At 43.1% G+C, this 20,627-nt stretch carries 19 protein-coding genes, 1 pseudogene and 1 other annotated feature; of the genes and pseudogenes, 12 read left to right on the plus strand and 8 right to left on the minus strand.

Annotated features, from left to right (window positions below):
* Positions 1–308: 308 nt before the first annotated feature.
* The 9 genes from hisL to hisIE all read left to right on the plus strand — a co-directional run bounded on the left by hisL (position 309) and on the right by hisIE (position 7,655).
* Positions 309–356, plus strand: coding sequence for a his operon leader peptide (hisL, locus tag BM329_RS14255; protein WP_113967449.1), 48 nt, complete (start codon positions 309–311; stop codon positions 354–356).
* Positions 332–454 (plus strand) — a sequence feature (His leader region). It overlaps the preceding gene by 25 nt.
* A gap of 43 nt (positions 455–497) precedes the next feature.
* Positions 498–1,397, plus strand: a complete 900-nt coding sequence (gene hisG / locus BM329_RS00005; RefSeq protein WP_092547161.1) for an ATP phosphoribosyltransferase — start codon at positions 498–500, stop codon at positions 1,395–1,397.
* A 2-nt stretch (positions 1,398–1,399) separates the two neighbouring features.
* Complete coding sequence (gene hisD, locus BM329_RS00010; RefSeq protein WP_177216151.1) at positions 1,400–2,734, plus strand: histidinol dehydrogenase; 1,335 nt, start codon at positions 1,400–1,402, stop codon at positions 2,732–2,734.
* 9 nt (positions 2,735–2,743) lie between these two features.
* A complete protein-coding gene (gene hisC, locus BM329_RS00015) occupies positions 2,744–3,850 on the plus strand; it encodes a histidinol-phosphate transaminase (protein ID WP_092547165.1) in 1,107 nt (368 codons plus the stop codon).
* Complete coding sequence (hisB, locus tag BM329_RS00020) at positions 3,847–4,914, plus strand: bifunctional histidinol-phosphatase/imidazoleglycerol-phosphate dehydratase HisB (RefSeq protein ID WP_092547167.1); 1,068 nt, start codon at positions 3,847–3,849, stop codon at positions 4,912–4,914. The genes hisC and hisB overlap by 4 nt, the downstream gene beginning before the upstream one ends.
* Before the next feature lie 24 nt (positions 4,915–4,938).
* The gene (gene hisH / locus BM329_RS00025) at positions 4,939–5,529 is read left to right on the plus strand and encodes an imidazole glycerol phosphate synthase subunit HisH (protein WP_092547169.1); all 591 of its coding nucleotides are present in this window, start codon (positions 4,939–4,941) and stop codon (positions 5,527–5,529) included.
* 4 nt (positions 5,530–5,533) lie between these two features.
* Positions 5,534–6,271: a 1-(5-phosphoribosyl)-5-[(5-phosphoribosylamino)methylideneamino]imidazole-4-carboxamide isomerase gene (gene hisA / locus BM329_RS00030; protein WP_092547171.1), complete on the plus strand. Its 738-nt coding sequence runs from the start codon at positions 5,534–5,536 to the stop codon at positions 6,269–6,271.
* Complete coding sequence (gene hisF / locus BM329_RS00035) at positions 6,253–7,029, plus strand: imidazole glycerol phosphate synthase subunit HisF (protein ID WP_092547192.1); 777 nt, start codon at positions 6,253–6,255, stop codon at positions 7,027–7,029. The genes hisA and hisF overlap by 19 nt, the downstream gene beginning before the upstream one ends.
* On the plus strand, positions 7,023–7,655 hold the full coding sequence (gene hisIE / locus BM329_RS00040) for a bifunctional phosphoribosyl-AMP cyclohydrolase/phosphoribosyl-ATP diphosphatase HisIE (protein WP_092547194.1): 633 nt from the start codon (positions 7,023–7,025) through the stop codon (positions 7,653–7,655). The genes hisF and hisIE overlap by 7 nt, the downstream gene beginning before the upstream one ends.
* A gap of 109 nt (positions 7,656–7,764) precedes the next feature.
* On the opposite strand, the gene BM329_RS00045 is transcribed toward hisIE, so the two are convergent.
* The gene (locus BM329_RS00045) at positions 7,765–8,847 is read right to left on the minus strand and encodes a methyltransferase domain-containing protein (RefSeq protein ID WP_092547196.1); all 1,083 of its coding nucleotides are present in this window, start codon (positions 8,845–8,847) and stop codon (positions 7,765–7,767) included.
* A 97-nt stretch (positions 8,848–8,944) separates the two neighbouring features.
* On the minus strand, positions 8,945–9,949 hold the full coding sequence (locus BM329_RS00050; protein WP_092547199.1) for a permease: 1,005 nt from the start codon (positions 9,947–9,949) through the stop codon (positions 8,945–8,947).
* Positions 9,950–10,070: 121 nt separating this feature from the next.
* Here BM329_RS00050 and BM329_RS00055 point away from each other — a divergent pair, with 121 nt between their 5' ends.
* Positions 10,071–10,403, plus strand: a complete 333-nt coding sequence (locus BM329_RS00055; RefSeq protein WP_092547201.1) for an ArsR/SmtB family transcription factor — start codon at positions 10,071–10,073, stop codon at positions 10,401–10,403.
* A gap of 193 nt (positions 10,404–10,596) precedes the next feature.
* On the opposite strand, the gene yiaY is transcribed toward BM329_RS00055, so the two are convergent.
* Positions 10,597–11,748 carry an L-threonine dehydrogenase gene (gene yiaY / locus BM329_RS00060; RefSeq protein ID WP_092547203.1) on the minus strand — a complete coding sequence of 384 codons (1,152 nt, stop codon included), beginning with the start codon at positions 11,746–11,748 and terminating at the stop codon, positions 10,597–10,599.
* Positions 11,749–12,079: 331 nt separating this feature from the next.
* Between yiaY and BM329_RS14895 the strand changes: the two are divergent.
* Positions 12,080–12,163, plus strand: a pseudogene (locus BM329_RS14895) (YbaK/prolyl-tRNA synthetase associated domain-containing protein); the annotation flags it as partial.
* Positions 12,164–12,534: 371 nt separating this feature from the next.
* Here the strand turns inward: BM329_RS14895 and gndA are convergent.
* Entirely contained in the window at positions 12,535–13,941 is a 1,407-nt protein-coding gene (gene gndA, locus BM329_RS00065; RefSeq protein WP_092547205.1) for an NADP-dependent phosphogluconate dehydrogenase, read from the minus strand.
* Between the two features lie 313 nt (positions 13,942–14,254).
* Here gndA and BM329_RS00070 point away from each other — a divergent pair, with 313 nt between their 5' ends.
* Positions 14,255–15,835 carry a TerC family protein gene (locus tag BM329_RS00070; protein WP_092547207.1) on the plus strand — a complete coding sequence of 527 codons (1,581 nt, stop codon included), beginning with the start codon at positions 14,255–14,257 and terminating at the stop codon, positions 15,833–15,835.
* Between the two features lie 237 nt (positions 15,836–16,072).
* Here BM329_RS00070 and asmA read toward each other — a convergent pair whose 3' ends face one another.
* From asmA to apbC, 4 genes are all read right to left on the minus strand, one after another.
* Positions 16,073–17,938 carry an outer membrane assembly protein AsmA gene (gene asmA, locus BM329_RS00075; protein ID WP_092547209.1) on the minus strand — a complete coding sequence of 622 codons (1,866 nt, stop codon included), beginning with the start codon at positions 17,936–17,938 and terminating at the stop codon, positions 16,073–16,075.
* Positions 17,939–18,014: 76 nt separating this feature from the next.
* Positions 18,015–18,596, minus strand: coding sequence for a dCTP deaminase (dcd, locus tag BM329_RS00080; protein WP_092547211.1), 582 nt, complete (start codon positions 18,594–18,596; stop codon positions 18,015–18,017).
* Positions 18,597–18,642: 46 nt separating this feature from the next.
* Positions 18,643–19,284, minus strand: a complete 642-nt coding sequence (gene udk / locus BM329_RS00085) for a uridine kinase (RefSeq protein ID WP_092547444.1) — start codon at positions 19,282–19,284, stop codon at positions 18,643–18,645.
* 220 nt (positions 19,285–19,504) lie between these two features.
* Complete coding sequence (gene apbC / locus BM329_RS00090; RefSeq protein WP_092547447.1) at positions 19,505–20,617, minus strand: iron-sulfur cluster carrier protein ApbC; 1,113 nt, start codon at positions 20,615–20,617, stop codon at positions 19,505–19,507.
* Positions 20,618–20,627: the final 10 nt, after the last annotated feature.

A 20,627-nucleotide genomic window follows, 5' to 3' on the forward strand; every position in this document is an offset into this window, starting at 1 on the left:
GTTCCCAGATTTTGGCAGGGGATGACATGTGACACCGCCTTTTATTTAAGGAAGAAGAGCCCCATCATGGCACAATATGGATTACGGCTGTAGTACTAGAGCATAATAAATATCTTTCCCAAAAAAAGTTTGCTTTTTATACATAAAATCGTATAGGTTAAACAACAAGCAACCACCCCCTTATTCGCAAACAGAGTTTTCATTTATAGGCAGTGTAAACAGCACTATTTAACGCACAATTCATCTTTTTGAAAGCAGTGCCGAACATAGAATTAAACTCAAAAAAGCAGACAGAGAGCTTACATATTATGAACCGTATTCAATTTAACCATCATCATCACCATCATCCTGACTAGTCTTTCAGGCTGCTGTGTGCTGGAAGACATTTAACCCGTCTTCCGGTGGTATGAATACAAAGAAAAACCCTCGGAAGATCTTCCGGGGGTTTTTTATTTCTGATTTATATGACCGAAAATTGAGATAGGGTAAAACACAACATGTTAGATAAAACACGCTTACGGATAGCCATTCAAAAATCAGGTCGCCTTAGTGATGATTCACGGGAATTACTTGCACGCTGTGGTATTAAAATTAATTTGCAACAACAACGTCTGATCGCATTTGCAGAAAATATGCCCATTGATATCTTGCGCGTCCGCGATGACGATATTCCCGGCCTTATCATGGATGGTGTTGTCGATTTAGGTATTATCGGTGAAAATGTTCTTGAAGAAGAATTACTGACACGTCGGGCACAAGGAGAAGATCCCCGTTATTCAACCTTGCACCGTCTCTATTTCGGCGACTGCCGTCTCTCCCTTGCCGCGCCCTTCGACTGCGACTATACCGGTGTAGAATGCCTGCAAAATTCCCGTATCGCTACATCTTACCCTCACTTATTGAAGCGTTATCTCGATCAAAAAGGTATACGTTTCAAATCCTGCCTCCTCAATGGTTCTGTTGAAGTTGCTCCTCGTGCTGGGCTGGCAGATGCTATCTGCGATTTAGTCTCAACAGGCGCAACACTGGAAGCCAATGGCTTGCGGGAAGTGGAAATCATCTATCGTTCAAAAGCCTGTCTGATCCAACGTGATGGAAAGATGCCAGAAGACAAACAACAGCTTATCGACAAATTGATGATCCGCATTCAGGGTGTCATCCAGGCACGAGAATCCAAATACATCATGCTACATGCACCCAGTGATAAGCTCGAAGAGATTATTTCCCTGCTGCCGGGAGCTGAACGTCCCACCATTTTGCCACTGGCTGGCGCGCAAAATCGTGTCGCTATGCATATGGTCAGTAGTGAAACACTGTTTTGGGAAACGATGGAAAAACTCAAATCATTGGGTGCCAGTTCCATTTTAGTTCTGCCAATCGAAAAAATGATGGAGTAACGTTGATGAACACTAATTTCAAGGCCATCATTCGCTGGCAAGAATGTACGCCAGAGCAACAAAAAATTTTGCTGACACGCCCTGCTGTCGCTGCATCTGAAGATATTTCATATACTGTTAAACAGATTCTGGAAACGGTAAAGGCACGTGGTGATCAGTCATTGCGGGAATTCAACCAACGCTTCGATAAAATAGCCGTTGAGACTATCCAAATTGCAGCCAATGAAAATGAAGTAGATGCAGCCGCCAGCCGCCTGACACCAGAGATTAAGCAGGCGATACAGCAGGCAATGAACAATATCCGCCGATTCCATGAAGCACAAAAACCAGAAGAAATTGATGTTGAAACATTACCGGGCGTTCGTTGCCAGCAAATCACTCGCCCAATAGATTCAGTTGGTCTCTATATTCCCGGTGGCTCTGCGCCCTTGCCTTCCACAGTACTTATGCTTGGTATACCAGCCAATATTGCGGGATGCCGTAAAGTCATCCTCTGCTCTCCACCACCCATTGCCGATGAAATTCTTTATGCTGCACAACTATGCGGGATCAACGAGATTTTCAACATTGGAGGTGCGCAAGCCATTGCTGCCATGGCCTTTGGAACTGAATCTGTTCCTAAAGTGGACAAAATTTTTGGCCCCGGCAATGCATGGGTCACGGAAGCCAAACGTCAGGTGAGTCAATGCATTAATGGTGCGACAATTGACATGCCCGCAGGCCCATCTGAAGTATTGGTCATCGCGGATAGCGGAGCCAATCCCATCTTTACTGCGGCTGACCTACTTTCCCAAGCCGAACACGGCCCCGATTCTCAAGTCATACTGGTAACACCTGATGAAACCTTTGCCAGGCAAGTGATTGGTGAAATTGAAATCCAGCTTAACGCATTACCACGCCAGCAAATTGCAACCCAAGCGCTACAAGCCAGCCGGATCATTATTGCTGAAAATCTCACCCAATGCGTGGAGATCAGCAACCAATACGGCCCGGAACATTTGATTATTCAAACCCGCCAGCCTGAGCAATTAGTAGAACAAATCACCAGTGCTGGCTCCATTTTCCTTGGTGATTGGTCACCTGAATCCGCAGGGGATTACGCTTCCGGCACTAATCACGTTCTGCCCACCTATGGCTATACTTCAACCTATTCCGGTTTGGGACTGGCTGACTTTCTAAAAAGAATGACGGTTCAACGTCTTACACCGCAGGGGTTGATAAATCTCGCTCCAACCATTGAAACACTGGCGCAGGCAGAACAACTTATCGCCCACAAAAATGCCGTTACATTACGCATAGCAGCCTTGAATAACACAAAATCGGAATCACAAAGCTAAGGATCAATCATGAATACAGTGTTTGATATCAATTCATTAGCAAGAGAAAATGTTCGTAACTTAGTCCCTTACATGTCAGCCCGACGCTTAGGCGGTAATGGTAATATTTGGTTAAATGCGAACGAATATCCGATAGCGACCGATTACCAACTTACCGAAAACACACTGAATCGCTATCCTGAATGTCAGCCGACAACAGTCATTCAACGTTATGCAAATTATGTCGGCCTTACACCTGAGCAAGTTCTTGTCAGCCGTGGTGCCGATGAATCCATCGAATTGCTGATCCGTGTTTTTTGCGAACCGGGGCGTGATGCCGTCCTGTTTTGCCCCCCAACCTATGGCATGTACAGTGTTAGCGCGGAAGCTTTCGGCGTAGAACAGAAAAAAATCCCTGTCAGCGCTAACTGGCAACCCGACATTACCGCTATCGAAAATAATCTTGATCGCGTCAAACTTATCTATATTTGTAGCCCCAACAATCCCACAGGTAACCTGATCGATCCCGCAGCATTACGCCAGATTATTGAACTCTCGCGCAATCGTGCGATTGTTGCCATTGACGAAGCCTACATCGAATTTTGTCCGCAACATACTATCACCCATTGGCTGCAAGACTACCCTCACTTAGTCATTTTGCGAACCCTCTCGAAAGCTTTTGCTTTGGCGGGATTGCGCTGTGGATTTACGTTGGCATCTGCCGATATCATCACGCTGATATTAAAAGTGATTGCCCCTTATCCACTGGCTACACCTGTCGCGGATATCGCAGCACAAGCACTGACAGAAACTGGCATTTGTTTGATGAGAAATCGAGTAGCAGAAATTGTGAACAATCGGTCTTATCTTGAGCGAGAACTGACTAAATTAGAACTGGTTGAAAACGTATTTCCCAGTGAAACTAATTATATTCTGGTGAAATTTACTGATGCAGAAATGGTATTCAAGACCCTATGGGATCAAGGGATCATATTACGTGATCAACGCAAACAACCGGGATTGGATAATTGTCTTCGTATCACTATTGGCAGCCGAAATGAATGTGAACAGTTGATCAATGCCATCAATGTGCTTTCCAGCCAAACTCAACAAATCAAGGAAACTGAGAATCCATGAGACAGAGACTACTTTTTATTGACCGCGATGGAACGTTAATCACTGAACCATCCAATGATTATCAAGTTGATCGCCTGGATAAACTGGCATTCGAAGCAGGGGTTATTCCTGCCCTGCTATCCCTGCAAACAGCAGGATACAAACTGGTCATGATCACTAATCAGGATGGATTGGGCACCACCAGTTTCCCACAAGCTGATTTTGAGCCTCCGCATGCCCTTATGATGCAAATTTTCATCTCACAAGGCATCCGTTTTGAAGAAATATTGATCTGCCCGCACAAACCTGAAGATAACTGTAATTGCCGTAAGCCAAAACTCGGCTTGGTGGAAAAATATCTGGCAAAAGATGTCATGGATACCGAAAACAGTTATGTCATCGGTGATCGGGAAACCGATCTGCAATTAGCGCAAAACATGAAGATTCAAGGCATTCGCTATCAGCCAGAATCACTGGGCTGGTCAGCTATTTGTGAAAAACTGACATGTAAAGATCGCCACGTGCATGTTGAACGGAAAACCAAAGAAACTACGATTGATATTGCAGTTTGGTTGGATCGTGAAGGTGAAAGCCGCATCAATACAGGTGTTGGTTTTTTTGATCATATGCTGGATCAGATCGCAACTCACGGTAGCTTCCGCATGAACATACAAGTCAAAGGTGACCTCTATATTGACGATCATCATACCGTTGAAGATACAGGTTTGGTGCTGGGTGAGGCCCTGAAGCTAGCATTGGGGGATAAACGCGGTATTACCCGCTTTGGCTTCACGCTGCCAATGGATGAATGCCTTGCTCACTGTGCCTTAGATATTTCCGGTCGCCCACATTTAGAATATAAAGCCGAATTTAAATATCAGCGCGTCGGAGATTTAAGTACAGAGATGATTGAACACTTCTTCCGCTCCCTTTCTTACACGATGGGATGCACCTTGCACCTGAAAACTAAAGGAAAGAATGACCATCATCGGGCAGAAAGCCTGTTCAAAGTCTTTGGTCGGACATTACGCCAGGCCATTCGTGTAGAAGGTGACACTTTGCCGAGTTCCAAAGGTGTTTTATAAGGTAATGCTTAAAAGGAAGCCATGATGAACGTTGTTATTCTGGATACAGGCTGTGCCAACCTTGCTTCTGTTACCTATGCAGTTCAGCGATTAGGTTGTCAACCGATTGTTAGTTTGGACACAGAAATTGTGTGTTCAGCGGATAAACTACTGTTGCCGGGAGTAGGAACAGCCAGAGCCGCAATGGATCAACTCGAACAACGCCAATTAATTCCATTGATTAACTCACTTTCCCAACCCGTATTGGGTATTTGCCTCGGTATGCAATTATTAGCTTCCGTCAGTGAAGAAAGTGATAACACCCCACTGCTGAAATTAATTGATGCTCCTGTCGAAAAAATGGCAACCACTGGTTTGCCATTGCCACACATGGGCTGGAACCACGTGAAGGTACAAAAAAAACATCCTCTATTTCAGCATATCGCTGACAATGCCCGTTTCTATTTTGTTCACAGTTATGCCCTGCCTGTTGGTGAATATACGATTGCTCAAACAGAATATGGCAACACATTTAGCAGCGCCATTGCGAAAGATAATTTCTTTGGTGTGCAATTCCATCCTGAACGCTCTGGCGCAGCGGGTGCACAATTATTGAAAAACTTTTTGGGGATGTAATCACATGATTATACCTGCATTAGATTTAATTGACGGTAATGTGGTGCGTTTGCATCAGGGAGATTACGACCAGCGGCGGGATTATGGCAATTCTCCCCTCTCTCGTTTGCAACAATATGAACAGGAAGGTGCTAACTTACTGCATTTGGTGGATCTCACCGGAGCAAAAGATCCAGCCAATCGCCAGATTACACTTTTGAAACAACTGCTCGCGGGAGTCACCGTTCCGATTCAAGTCGGTGGAGGCATTCGCTCAGAAAATGATATCAAAGCACTTCTTGAAGCCGGTGCCAGTCGAGTTGTGATGGGTTCTATTGCAATTACGCAGCCTGAATTAGTTATGCAATGGTTTCAACGTTACGGTGCTGAATCGATTGTACTGGCGCTGGATACTCGCATAAGAAAAGATGGAATTAAACAAATTGCCATCAGCGGCTGGCAGGAAAACAGCAATGCCACGCTTGAAAATGTCATTGAGCAATATCTTCCTGTTGGATTAAAACATGTGTTGTGTACTGATATTTCCCGTGATGGCACATTAAACGGCTCTAACATCACACTTTATCATGAGATCAGCCAACAGTACCCGCAAATCCAGTTTCAAGCATCCGGAGGTATTGGCAGCCTCACCGATATCTCTCCTCTGCCTGCATCTGGCGTAGCGGGTGTTATTGTCGGGCGCGCGTTGCTTGAAGGCAAATTCACACTGACGGAGGCTATCCAATGTTGGCAAAACGCATAATTCCATGCCTTGACATCCGTGATGGACACGTCGTCAAAGGTGTTCAATTCCGCAATCACGAAATTATTGGTGATATTGTTCCCCTCGCACAACGCTATGCTCAAGAAGGTGCTGATGAATTGGTATTTTACGATATTACTGCTTCTTCTGATGGTCGCGTAGTGGATAAAAGCTGGGTGGCGAAAGTTGCTGAAGTCATTGATATCCCTTTTTGCGTAGCAGGTGGCATTAAAACTATTGAGGAGGCAGGCCAGATTTTATCATTCGGTGCAGATAAAATTTCCATCAACTCCCCTGCCCTGACTGATCCGGAATTGATTAACCGTCTGGCTGAACGCTACGGTGTTCAATGTGTCGTTGTAGGAATTGATACCTGGTTTGATGAAAAAACAAATAGTTATCAGGTTTACCAATTTACAGGAGATGAACAGCGTACAACTATCACGGGCAGGCAAACACTGGATTGGGTCAAGGAAGTTCAACAACGCGGGGCTGGTGAAATTGTCCTGAATATGATGAATCAGGATGGTGTCCGCAATGGTTATGACCTTACACAATTAAAACGAGTCCGTGATATCTGTTCTGTGCCACTGGTCGCTTCTGGCGGCGCTGGAACACCCGAACACTTTCTGGATGCTTTTAAATTTGCCAACGTTGATGGTGCTCTGGCTGCATCTGTTTTTCATAAACAAATCATCAAGATCAGTGAACTCAAACAATATCTTGCTACACAGGGTATCGAGGTTAGAACATGCTGACACAACAATTCACAACACAAGAAATCGAGAAACTGGATTGGGAAAAAGTAGAGAACTTAATGCCTGTTGTCGTCCAACATGCCGTTTCCGGATCAGTATTGATGATGGGTTACATGAATCAGGAAGCACTGAATGTCACACTTGATTCTGGAAAAGTGACCTTTTTTTCCCGTACCAAGCAACGGTTATGGACAAAAGGAGAAAGCTCCGGTCATTTCCTCAATCTGGTAGCCATCTATCCTGATTGTGACAACGATACCTTACTTATTCTCGTAGATCCTATTGGCCCAACTTGCCATAATGGCACTGAAAGTTGCTTTGCCCCTGCACAAACTGACTGGGGTTTTCTTTATCAATTGGAACAACTACTGGCAAGCCGAAAAAACTCTTCTCCAGACAGCTCTTATACCGCACGATTGTACGCAAGCGGAACAAAACGGATTGCTCAGAAGGTAGGTGAAGAAGGTCTAGAAACAGCACTGGCAGCCACAGTGAATGATAGAGAAGAGTTAACCAGCGAAGCCGCAGATTTGGTTTATCATCTGCTGGTTTTATTGCAAGATCAGGAACTGGATCTCAGTCAAATTATCCGTCGATTGCAGGAACGGCAATCTAACCAACAATAATAGATTGCCAGACAAAGTTCACAAAGTATCCGCCACTTCACTAAATTATATCCGGAGTGGCCTCTTGCAACCTTATGAGATAACCTTTTGTATCTGAGTTTGTCAGTGCTTAGCAACTACAGCCACTCGATGCATACATGGAAACCTCATTTGAGGCTGAAAAGTTGTTTGAAGCTGTTCCACAATTAAAAATCCCAAAATGTGTGTGTCCTTCACCAATTACACTAAACAAGCTATGGTATCGGCTTTTACAAATGATATCTGCTGTATTTCGGCATATCGGCACCGCTTTCCCTGTCTCAAATATATGTTCTTGATCAAGCATAAAGCGAATGGAAGCCCCGGGAAGATTACCTTTGTATATAGCAACTTGACCGTAATCCTCACAACTATCCTCTAGATCAATCTTGAATAATCTGAGAGTCATTGAATACAGTTTTGCGCCCCCCAACTTTTCTTCAATGGGCTTGTTGTTGATGGTTTTTAAATAACTTGAAACAACCCGTATATCCCGAAAGCCTGCATCACGAGCGACTTTCACGAAGTCGCCATAATACAACACATCACCAATACATTCTCCAATCAGCAATGGATCATTTTTCAACACCGGTGAGAGTCTGCGATCGGAGAAAATATCAGCAAAATAAATTTCGCCGCCAGATTTAAGCAACTGAAACATCCCCTGAAGCACATTAAATTTTGCAGCTGCCAGATTAATGACACAATTGGAAACTATGATATCAACACTATTCGACGGTAAATTGAGTTGATCCAAGGACTCAATATTACCGTGTATAAAATGTACATTACTTTCGTTGTAACCATAGGCATCCCGATGATATTCAATGTGACTCTTGGCAAATTCAATTTGTTCAAGTGTAGTATCGATGCCAATAACATGTCCTTCTTGCCCTACCAACTTAGATAAAATGAAGCAGTCCCGCCCACTACCACAGCCTAAATCCAACACAGTTGAACCCACCAGTAAAGGAGGAAAGGGAGTACCACAACCATAAAATCTCTTCTGCACATCTGGATGAACTGTCTTTAATATGTCTTTTATCTCATCGGAAGGTGATTCATCGACAGTGCAAACATTGGTTACCAAGTCTTCCTTACTTGAAAGAGTTGTACCATAGTAGTGCTGTACATTTTCAACTCGCTGAGATAATTCTTGTTCTTTGGTTTTCATCATTCCATTCCTCTAATAAAATCCAACTTCAGGCCAGATATGATTCTAGTGGCCTCTGGGCTCAATATGTTTATTTGCTTGCCATCTAAGGGAGTATTCAGAAAAACAGGAAAGTCGTGTAACCTGCGATCATTGCCATAGCAAAGATAACAGCGACAAAGGCGGCCAAGAGCTTAAATGTAAATAGGGAGCGTAATAAAATTAACTCAGTCAGGCTGGCACCGGCACCACCAATAATTAACGCCAGAACTGTTCCGGCACCGACTCCTTTCGCCATCAGAGCTGCTGAAAGGGGGATCAAAGCTTCGGCACGAATATATAGCGGTACGCCAATGACAGCAGCAACGGGGATAGCAAAAGGATTATCTGAGCCAGCATATTGTTCTAGCAGGCTGGTCGGTATATAACCATAAATAACACTGCCGATTGCAATACCGATAAATAAATACGGTAGTACCCCCTTAAAATCTGACCAAACTTCCTGCCATAAACCGCTGTATTTACTTTTCTGGCGATCAGTTTTAATAATTTGGTTATCACAGCAACTTGTCGATTGTGTAGTGGTTTGAGTAACAGGACAACAGGAAGTCGCTATTGATTCACAACTGTTTGATATTGTGGATTTAATACCACAATTACTTCCAGAATTACCGCCATCAGACGCCTCTGCACGGCGTATATAACGTTCAAATCCCAATACTTGTAGCAACCATCCAGCTCCAAGTGAGACTAGAAGGGCAGATAGTACATAAATAGCTGTTAACGTCAGACCAAAAGTAGCAACAAACAATACAACAATGATGGGATTCAACAAAGGGGAGGAAAATAAAAATACCATCATTGGGCCAAAACCAGCTTTGGCACGAATTAACCCTTTCAACATCGGAATAGTCGAACAACTACAGAAAGGAGTAATAGATCCGAGAGCTGCAGCCAAAAAATATCCTCTTTTCCGGTTAGTGCTCAGTAAGGCTTCCACCTTGGATGGAGGTATATGTCGCTGGAGAAGACCTATCAATAAACTCACACCAATGAATAAGGCTGATAATTCTATGGCAAGGAAGACAAACATGTTTAGGGTTTCTTGCAATTGAGAAGACATTCTAATTCTCCAAGTATCTATATTTCTAGTAATATGGAATTATCGGTGGATGATAGATTGCCATTGCAATCACTGTCAAGTATATTTCTAGAAACATAGAAATTTTTGTTTAGAGACCAGAATGAAACACGAAGAAGTCGCACAAAGCCTGGCTGAACTAGGGAACACTCACCGATTAGCCATATTTCGATATTTAGTTAAAGCCGGTCATCAAGGAGCCTCTGTCGGGGAAATTCAGAAAGCCTTAGGGATTCCAGCTTCAACGCTATCACATCATCTCGCTCGTCTGGTAAAGGTCGGATTGATCCGTCAGGAGAAACACAGCCGTACTATTGTATGCATACCTGAATATCAGCATTTGAAAAACCTGATCAGCTTTTTGCAAGAAGAATGTTGTGTAGGGATTTCAGTTGAACGTCTCACCGCGCAATCATGTGGATTACGTGAAATATAGTGCGTGAAATATAGTACGTGATAGCGGAAGATAATATTCCCATCAAGTGTACAGAGTAAGCCCATAGTAGCTCTGAAAAGAAGAACATATATGTGTAATGCATCTGTACACTTTTGGAAATACGAACTACCAAAAAAATCATCTTAACCAGTGTTACTTGAATACTCGGTGATTAAAACCATTGTTCAGTAAGTTACATTGCAGCCTTAAAGATAGCTACAATTTCTTCATGTGAAGCCTGAACCGGATTAGTGAAACCACAGGCATCTTTCAAAGCATTAGTCGCCAATGTTGGCAAGTCTTCTTCTTTTACATTCAATTCAGACAAACCTGCTGGAATATTCACGTCTGCGGCCAATTTACTGATGGTCTGGATACAAACTTCAGCGCCTTGCCCATCATTCAGATTTGCGACTTCAGCCCCCATCGCTGCCGCAATCTCTTTCAGGCGAGCCGTAGACACTTTGGCATTAAATCTTTGTACATGTGGCAGTAAAACCGCATTACAGACACCATGTGGTAAATCGTAAAATCCGCCTAACTGATGTGCCATCGCATGAACATATCCCAAGGATGCATTATTGAACGCCATACCAGCTAAGAACTGGGCATAAGCCATATTTTCCCGCGCTTCCATATCATTACCATCCTCAACGGCACGGCGTAAATAGTGACTAATCATTGTCACCGCTTTCAACGCACAGGCATCAGTGATAGGATTTGCCGCCGTAGAAACATAAGCTTCAATAGCATGAGTCAGTGCATCCATCCCCGTTGCGGCTGTCAGCCCTTTTGGCATCCCCGCCATTAAGGCAGAATCATTGACTGACAAAATAGGTGTAACGTTTTTATCCACTATCGCCATTTTGATATGACGCTCAATATCCGTAATGATACAAAAACGTGTCATCTCAGACGCTGTACCTGCGGTAGTATTAATAGCAATCAGAGGCAACTGTGGTTTGGCTGAAAGATCAACCCCTTCATAGTCACGAATATCCCCACCGTTGGTAGCTACCAATGCGATACCCTTTGCGCAATCATGTGATGAGCCACCCCCTAAAGAGATTACACAATCAGTGTTACTCTGGAGTAGGATTTTCAATCCTTCCTCAACATTAATGGTGGTTGGATTTGGATTCGTTCCATCATAAATCGCACTTTTTATCCCTGCATCCGCCAGTAAAGTCTGAACCTTTTCAACAACACCAATCTCGTTCAGCACGCGGTCAGTGATAATTAAAGCCTGTCTGTAGCCATAATTCTTTATTAACTCGACGGCTTCAGTCATACACCCCATACCAATTTTATTCACTGGCGGGATAAAGAAAGTGGATGCTGCCATTTGGAACTCCTTAGATTTTACTGAAGTATTTCAAATCTAGATGTAAGAGAATTGAATTACAATGTGACACTTATTTATTTCAGTCATTTTGACCAGAATCAATAATTGCCTATGTAAGAGCAAAAAATGGCATTTGCTTTTACTTTTGGTTTATGTTGGAGAAAATTTTGCTAAAAAATAACATATTCGAGCGTCTTACTGCCCTGCTATATCCAATGGATTTCAAGATGCAGCGCGACGGCAAGAGAGCAAATCCCCGGGAGCATAGATAACTATGTGACCGGGGTGAGTGAGCGCAGCCAACAAAGCTGCAACTTGAAAGACGAAGTGTATAGATACACATAATGCCCGCTATCGCGTTATAGAGCACTCTACGGGTGGCCGTTCAGAAGAGGTAGCAAAAATACGGGGGACTATCGCCGTATCGCTATGCCTGAATTAGTTGCTTTTCAGAAAAGAGCAGATTGAAGTTAATACAAAGAAAATACGTAATTAATTAAGGTTAACTTAAATAAAATTTACATTTTGCTATAATTTAACCAGATGAAAATAGGCGAATTATTATATGAATAATATTTTTGTTCTAGTAATATTCGGTCTTGCTACTCTCAGTATAGCTGTTCTTCTTTACAGTTATGATGCAGACCTAGAGCACTGGCTAAAGATGTGTGCACAGAAATTAATCAAGTGGACACCTTCAAATTAGCACTTTTATCTAATAATAAGGTGCTGAAAAATCAGCACCTTATTTTTAATCATTCAATGTTAAATTAAAACACTGAATGATTAGTCCAACCATTCAGTGTGGAAGACACCTTCTTTATCAGTACGTTTGTAAGTATGCGCACCAAAGTAATCGCGCTGTGCCTGAATCAAATTGGCGGGTAATACCGCTGAACGATAGCTGTCATAATAAGAAATAGCAGCAGAGAATGTTGGAGTTGGGATACCATTCTGCACGCCATAAGAAACAACATCACGCAAAGCTTGCTGATATTCATCTGCGATTTGTTTAAAGTAAGGAGCTAACAGCAGGTTAGCGATAGCCGGGATTTCATTGTATGCATCTGTGATTTTTTGCAAGAATTGCGCACGAATGATACAACCCGCGCGGAAGATCTTAGCAATTTCACCGTAGTTCAGATCCCAGTTATATTCATCCGATGCTGCTTTTAACTGCTGGAAACCTTGTGCGTAAGAAACAATTTTACCCAGGTACAGGGCACGACGAACTTTCTCGATAAATTCTGCTTTATTACCATTAAATGGCTGAGCTTCCGGGCCTGACAGAACTTTAGACGCAGCCACACGCTGATCTTTCAGCGAAGAAATATAACGTGCGAATACGGATTCGGTAATCAGTGTCACAGGAACGCCCAGATCCAAAGCGCTTTGGCTAGTCCATTTGCCCGTCCCTTTATTGGCAGCTTCATCCAGAATCACGTCAACCAGATATTTACCTTCTTCATCTTGCTTACGGAAGATATCAGAAGTAATTTCAATCAGGTAACTACTCAATTCACCCTGGTTCCAGTCGCTGAATACTTCAGCCAGTTCCTGATTACTCAGGTTCAATGAATTTTTCAGCAAGGAATAGGCTTCCGCAATCAGTTGCATATCACCATACTCAATACCATTGTGAACCATTTTCACATAGTGCCCTGCACCATCAGCCCCGATATAAGTAACACAAGGCTCACCATCAACCTGCGCAGCGATCTCTTTCAGAATTGGCGCTACCAGTTCATAAGCTTCTTTCTGGCCGCCAGGCATGATTGAAGGGCCTTTCAACGCACCTTCTTCACCACCGGAAACACCCGTACCGATAAAATTAAAGCCCTGAGCAGACAATTCACGATTACGACGGATAGTGTCTTGAAAATAGGTGTTGCCACCATCAATCAGAATATCACCCTTATCCAAATATGGCGTCAGTGATGCAATGGTTTTATCCGTAGCCTCACCTGCCTTAACCATCAACAGAATACGACGTGGCTTTTCCAGCGAATCGACAAACTCTTCAATGGAATAACTTGGAACTAATTTTTTCCCTGGATTTTCAGCAGTAACTTCATCAGTTTTATTGCTGGAGCGGTTGAAAATAGATACAGAATAACCACGGCTTTCAATATTCAACGCCAGGTTACGCCCCATTACCGCCATACCGACAACACCGATCTGTTGTTTGGACATGAATAACTCCCGTCTAATAATGACTGCTGTCCACCCAAAATGCAGTACGTTACGCTATATTTCATATGTAACTTTGTGCATATGTGACACATTCCGTATGCAACAAAACAGAGTGGACAATTTGTTAATGAGGTCACATGTTAACTCAGGAATGGCTATAGAAGGTAGTTATTGATGCAATCGATACCGTCGTAACGTTCTTTCGCTGAAAAAATTTCCAACTGAGATAAATCATCTATTGATATTTTGAACTTCAATACGCATTATTCAACAGTCGGCAAAAGCCGTCACATTAAAAGGTAAAATAAATTGTATGGAATGGATCGCTGATCCTACGATATGGGCTGGTTTGGCCACACTTATCGTTTTAGAAATTGTTCTCGGAATTGACAACTTAATATTTATTGCCATTCTGGCAGACAAACTTCCTGAAAAACAGAGAGATAAAGCTCGCATTACAGGGCTTTCCTGCGCCCTTATCATGAGGATATTGCTGTTATTCAGCCTATCCTGGCTCATTTCCCTGACTAATCCATTGACTACCCTGTGGGAGCACTCTTTCAGCGCTCGTGATTTGATTATGCTGATAGGGGGTATTTTCTTGTTGTTCAAGGCCACAATGGAGTTAAATGAACGGTTGGAAGGGAAAAACCTGCATACCAATCAACAACGCAAAGGAGCTAGTTTCTGGCCTGTTGTTGTGCAGATTATAGTCTTGGATGCTGTATTCTCTCTGGATTCCGTCATTACTGCCGTGGGTATGGTCGATCATATTGGTATCATGATTGCCGCTGTTATCGTTGCCATGATCCTGATGATATGGGCCAGTAAGCCTCTGACGAGATTCGTCAATGCACACCCCACGATCGTTATCCTATGTCTCAGCTTCTTACTGATGATAGGTTTCAGCTTAGTTGCAGAAGGCTTTGGTTATTATATTCCGAAAGGCTATCTTTATGCTGCCATCGGCTTCTCCATCATGATTGAAGCACTGAACCAATTCGCCCAGTTCAATCGCCGCAAGTTCTTGAGCGCTTCCCGCTCTCTGCGAGAAAGAACCGCAGAGGCCGTTCTGCACATTTTAAATGGCAAACGTGAAAACACGACACTGGATAATCATACTTCCGATCTGATTGCTGATGATTCGGATAACAAAGAAGTCTTTGAACCTCAAGAGCGTCAGATGATCGCCCGCGTTCTCAGCATGGCACAACGTACCGTCAGTAGCATCATGACTTCACGCCATGATGTTATTTATCTTGATGTCCATGCTCCGGCCGAAAAATTGACCATGCTGCTGGAACAAAAACCCCATACACGGATTGTCGTCACTGATGAGCAAACCAGCGATGAGCCTCTCGGTGTTGTGCATGTGATCGATATCCTTAATCAGCAACTGACCCATAATATGTTCGATTTACGGCAATTAGTGCAACAACCGCTGATTTTCCCGGAATCTCTCTCCTTGCTGCAAGCACTGGAGCAGTTCCGTCAAGCCCAAACACACTTTGCTTTTGTCGTTGATGAGTTTGGTTCTGTTGAAGGTGTAGTTACGGTAACAGACGTGATGGAAACAATTACTGGTAATTTGCCGGTAGGTAGCGGAGAGCTGGATGCTCGCCATGATATTCAAGTCATGGAAGAGGGATATTGGGTTGCCAATGGGTTTATGCCACTAGAAGATTTAGTTCTTTACGTACCATTGCCATTGGACGGAAAACGCGAATACCAGACACTTGCAGGCCTGTTGATGGAACATTTGCAACATATTCCGCAACAAGGTGAGCAGCTACAGATTGGTGATTACCTGTTTGAACCACTGGAAATCACCAGCCATCGCATCAATAAAGTGAAGATTAACTCACTGAAAGTTGAAACAGAGGCAAAAATATAATCCCTGGTTATAAAATTAATTATCTAATGAAAAACCGGCATAACGTCGGTTTTTTATTCCCATAAGTTTTATAAGATTAGAGGGAAACCACTGCATTTTAATACTAAACAATATATTATGCTGTGGAGAGAGTCATAATCATCTCTCTCCACTATCCACTATCCACTATCCACTATCCACTATCCACTATCCACTATAAAGGAATAAAAAAGTTAACCTTAAATACTATGATAAGAGCTATTTTTTATTCAGCAAATCCTTTAGCGCTTTATGATTCTCACTACTATGCCTTTCGAGCCAATCTTTGATTGATTTTTTGGCTTTTTGCTGTAATTCATCGCGCATCAAAGATTCTACATTCAGCGTATACTGCAAATTATCCCAGCTGCCATAAACTCTCAAAGGAATGTTTAATTTCGCCAACTGGCGTACAAATTCGTTCTGCTTGCCCCACCCGTTTGTTAATTGCACCAACAATGCCATATCGGTATTCTGCTTCAGTAAATTTGTTTTACCCTGCCCACGAATATTTAACATACCTGAAGTTGCAGTAAGCTCATCAATTTTAACTTCCCCGCGATCCAATTTCGCTTTCACCGACATATTTTCCGCTTCAGTAAAACTATCTGTATTTGTCGGTTGGTCAACTCTATCTGTCACTCGTGAAAAAGATTGCTGAATAAGCTGAGGAATATTCAATCCTTCCAGGCGCACATTTTTCAGCTCTAGATTCAAATCACCTTGCCAGTAATGGGAAATGGCGTATTCATCATAACCTTCACCAACCAAATCACCAGCTACATTAAGCTGACCACTGAATACCGTCGGCAGTGCCAAAGTGGTTAACAAAGGCTGCAATTCAATTTTCTGCAAGCGTGGTTTTATATGTAATTTTGCAGGTATTATCGTGGCATCAATTGTGCCCGGAAGTATAAAATGTCCACCAAACACATCTCCGTTTAATGTTTCAATTTCCGTCACACCATCATTATTTACAGCTTTCAGGTCAAAATTATCAATATCCATACCCTGATAAATCAATTTACCTACTGTAAACGAGATATTCGCATCAAATCCTTGCAAAAACGTAAGATCATAATTGGTTAAGGGCGATACTGATGTCGCAATTACCGGTTTTAATGAGTTATTTTCGATTCGGTAATCATGTTTTGCCTGTAGGCTGTTTTTAGGTAAGGTATCCCAGCCCAGTAGATTATCCAGATTCAACTTCGAAGAGGCCAGATGAATGACATATTGCGGCTTATCTTTCAAGGCAGCAGTAATATTCCCTTTCAGGTCACTCTCTCCATTCACGGTTAACGCTATTTTTTGCAATGCAAGTGATTCGGATCGCGCCTGATATTTGGCTACAGCGCTACCTGCCCCTCTAATCCCTTCGGATGGCAGCCCGACACCCTGCAACTGGTATTCGAGGGAATTTATATCAGCCGATATCTGCTGCGGATAATCTGAAGTATCCACTGATGCATTAAGTTCAAATGCCAATTCTTGCTGGTTTTTGTTGATTTTACTGCTAACTTCAAGACTAACGTGATCTTTATCACTGCGTGCTAACAGTAAATTGATATCACGGACATTAAATTGAGAATGATCTTTGGTTTGCCAAATCAGTAAGCTATCAACTATTTTGATTTTGGCAATATCCAGTTTCCAAGGCTGATCACTTGCAACCATTGGATAATGAATACCACTTTCGGGTGCAATGGGGGCTTCTGTCCGCTTCTGAGGTTGGCTATCCGGCGTGATTCGCAAAACAGCTCCTTTCAGCATCACTTCGTTAACAGAAAGTTGGTGAGATAATAGAGGTAATAATTCCACATCCAATCGCATGTTGTCTGCAATAATCGCAGATTGTTTAGCATTCTGAGCAGTCAGTGATATCTGTCCGGTCAGAATGCTCAATTTTGGCCAAACATGCCAGCGCAGATCATCTTGCAAAACGAGATGGTAACCACTCTTCTTTTGTACCTGCTTAACTATATAGTCACGAAAATCATTAGGATTAACCAGCATGACCAGCGTAGTTAAGCCGGCAACAATAACAATCAACAAAATAACGAGTGTCGTCAATAATCTTTTCATGACTTCTCCAGTCTCATGTCCACAAGATGACTATTCTTCACCAAAAAGTGTCACCGGAAAGCTTTACCAGAAAAGATTAATCCTCGCTGATTCGGCTGCCTACAGCTCCTTGCTGATTTTTATATTTAGCATCCTGACGTCGATTATAAGGTCTCTCAGCAGAACCTGACAGCGGTTCAAAACTTAATGCACCTATGACCATGCCGGGACGCAAAGCTAAAGGCAGCTTGCCTGAATTATAGAATTCCAGGACTATTTGCCCCTGCCAGCCCGGATCAATTCGGTGTGCCGTCACATGAACCATCAGACCAAGACGTGCCAGAGACGAACGTCCATCCAGCCAGCCAACTAAATTATCAGGTAATGTGACAGATTCCAGTGTCACCGCCAGAGCCAATTCACCCGGATGAAGGAAAAACGCTTCCCCAGCCGGCAAAGTGATCTCATCGCTCATGACACGGTCAAGCGCTGCATTGACTTCAGCCTTAGGGCCACTCAGGTCGATATAGGCAGCAGTATGCCCCCGAAAAACACGAAACTGGTTCCCAAGACACACATCAGCGGTTGCCCCGTTAATACGTTCGACAGGAGGACGTGGAGTAATTACCAGTTTACCGTCATCTAGCCATTTAATAATGTCACGGTCACAGAGTCGCATTATTTCCTCTCAAATAAGATAATATTTATGAATAACAAACAGCATATTATTCGCAAAATTGGCCAATCTTGGCTTTTAAGATATCAATGGCTACGCGGTTCTTCCCTCCACGAGGAACAATAATGTCTGCATATTGTTTTGATGGCTCGATGAATTGCAGAAACATTGGGCGCACAGTTTTATTGTATTGCTCTATGACGGAATCCAGCGAACGTCCGCGTTCATTTACATCACGTTTGATACGGCGCATCAGGCATATATCCAGTGGTGTATCGACAAAAATGGAAAAATCCAGCTCTTGGCGCAAGCGCTTATCCGTTAATAGTAGAATACCTTCAAGGATAATGACTCTTTTCGGTTCAAAATGGATGGATTCGGGTTTGCGGGTGTGTTTGGTATAGTCATATTGCGGCAATTCAATGGATTTTCCGGCTTTCAGTGCCTGAAGATGCTCGAACAGTAAACTGTGATCCATTGAATTTGGATGATCGTAATTGACTTTATAACGCTCTTCCATCGGGGTATTGCTTTGATCTTTGTAATAACAATCTTCTGGAATAACGCCGATATTGTGATCACCTACCTGAGCACGTAATTCTCTATAAAGCGTGTTGGCAATAAGGCTTTTGCCTGAGGCAGAGGCACCTGAAATACCTACAATTGTACACTTATGTGCTTCATCAGCCATGATAGAAATAACCTGGTTAAAAAAGAAAAAATAAAGCGGGAACATGGCACTCGATACACCATGTTTGGCGGATTATAGGGAGTTAATGACTTCTATTCCAGAGTAAACAAGATAAGTCCCGTTTTTTCAATATACTTCGCATAAAAATCCCGCAGTTTTATGCTCTAAATAGAGAAAATTCTAACAAAACGGCATTTATTTATTCATTCAATTAGTTAAATCAAACAGCACGGAAGGAAATTTCCGTCGGAATTTTTTCACCAGTCCAATACATCTGTGCAGAAATATTGGCTGCAATTTCACGGTAGATATCCGCAAATTCACTATCAGGCTGGCTGCTTACTGTCGGTTCACCACGATCAAGATCTTCACGCAATGAGATATGCAGCGGAATCTGCCCCAATAATTGGCAATTATATTTTTCTGCCAGTTTTTCTGCTCCGCCTGTACCGAAAATCGGCTCATGATGACCACAATTGCTGCAAATATGGTTGCTCATATTCTCAATAATACCCAATACCTGTACATTGACTTTCTGGAACATAACGATGCCTTTCATCGCATCAATCAGGGCAATATCCTGTGGTGTTGTGACAACCAATGCCCCTGTTACCGGAATATTCTGGGACAGCGTTAACTGAATATCCCCAGTTCCGGGCGGCATATCAATCACCAGATAATCCAGATCAGACCACAATGTGTCCTGCAACATTTGCATCAAAGCCTTGCTCGCCATCGGGCCACGCCAGACCATTGCATTATCATCAGTAACGAGATAACCGATGGAGTTGGTTGCAATGCCGTGCACCATAATCGGTGCCATATGCTGGCCATCAGGAGAAGTCGGCCGTTCTTTGGCTGTACCGAGCATATTAGGGATGGATGGCCCATAGATATCTGCATCCAGAATACCGACTTTCGCACCTTCCTGTGCCAGCGCCAGTGCCAGATTCACCGCCATACTGGATTTCCCCACCCCCCCTTTTCCTGAACTCACCGCCACAATATTGCGCACACCTTTAACGCCCGGCAAATTATTGGCACGGCGCAATGTACTGATATCGTGGGTTAATCGCCAGTCAACGGATTTTGCTCCCGTCGCAGCTTGTAAAGATAACGTCGTTTCTTTCTTTAAAACTTCAAAGGCCCTTTTCCAGACAAACGGCATCATTAATTCAATATGCAGTGTTCCATCCAATATAGTGCAGTGATGCAATGCTTTCAGAGCAATCAAATCCCGCTCTAATGTTGGATGTTTGAATGTTGCCAGTATTTTCGCAACGTGTTTTTTCAGCAGGTCAGGATTGGTCTGCTCGGGGGATTGTGAGTTCATCCCGGCTCCT

This window comes from Xenorhabdus koppenhoeferi, from assembly GCF_900116635.1.
GTDB classification, from domain to species: domain Bacteria; phylum Pseudomonadota; class Gammaproteobacteria; order Enterobacterales; family Enterobacteriaceae; genus Xenorhabdus; species Xenorhabdus koppenhoeferi.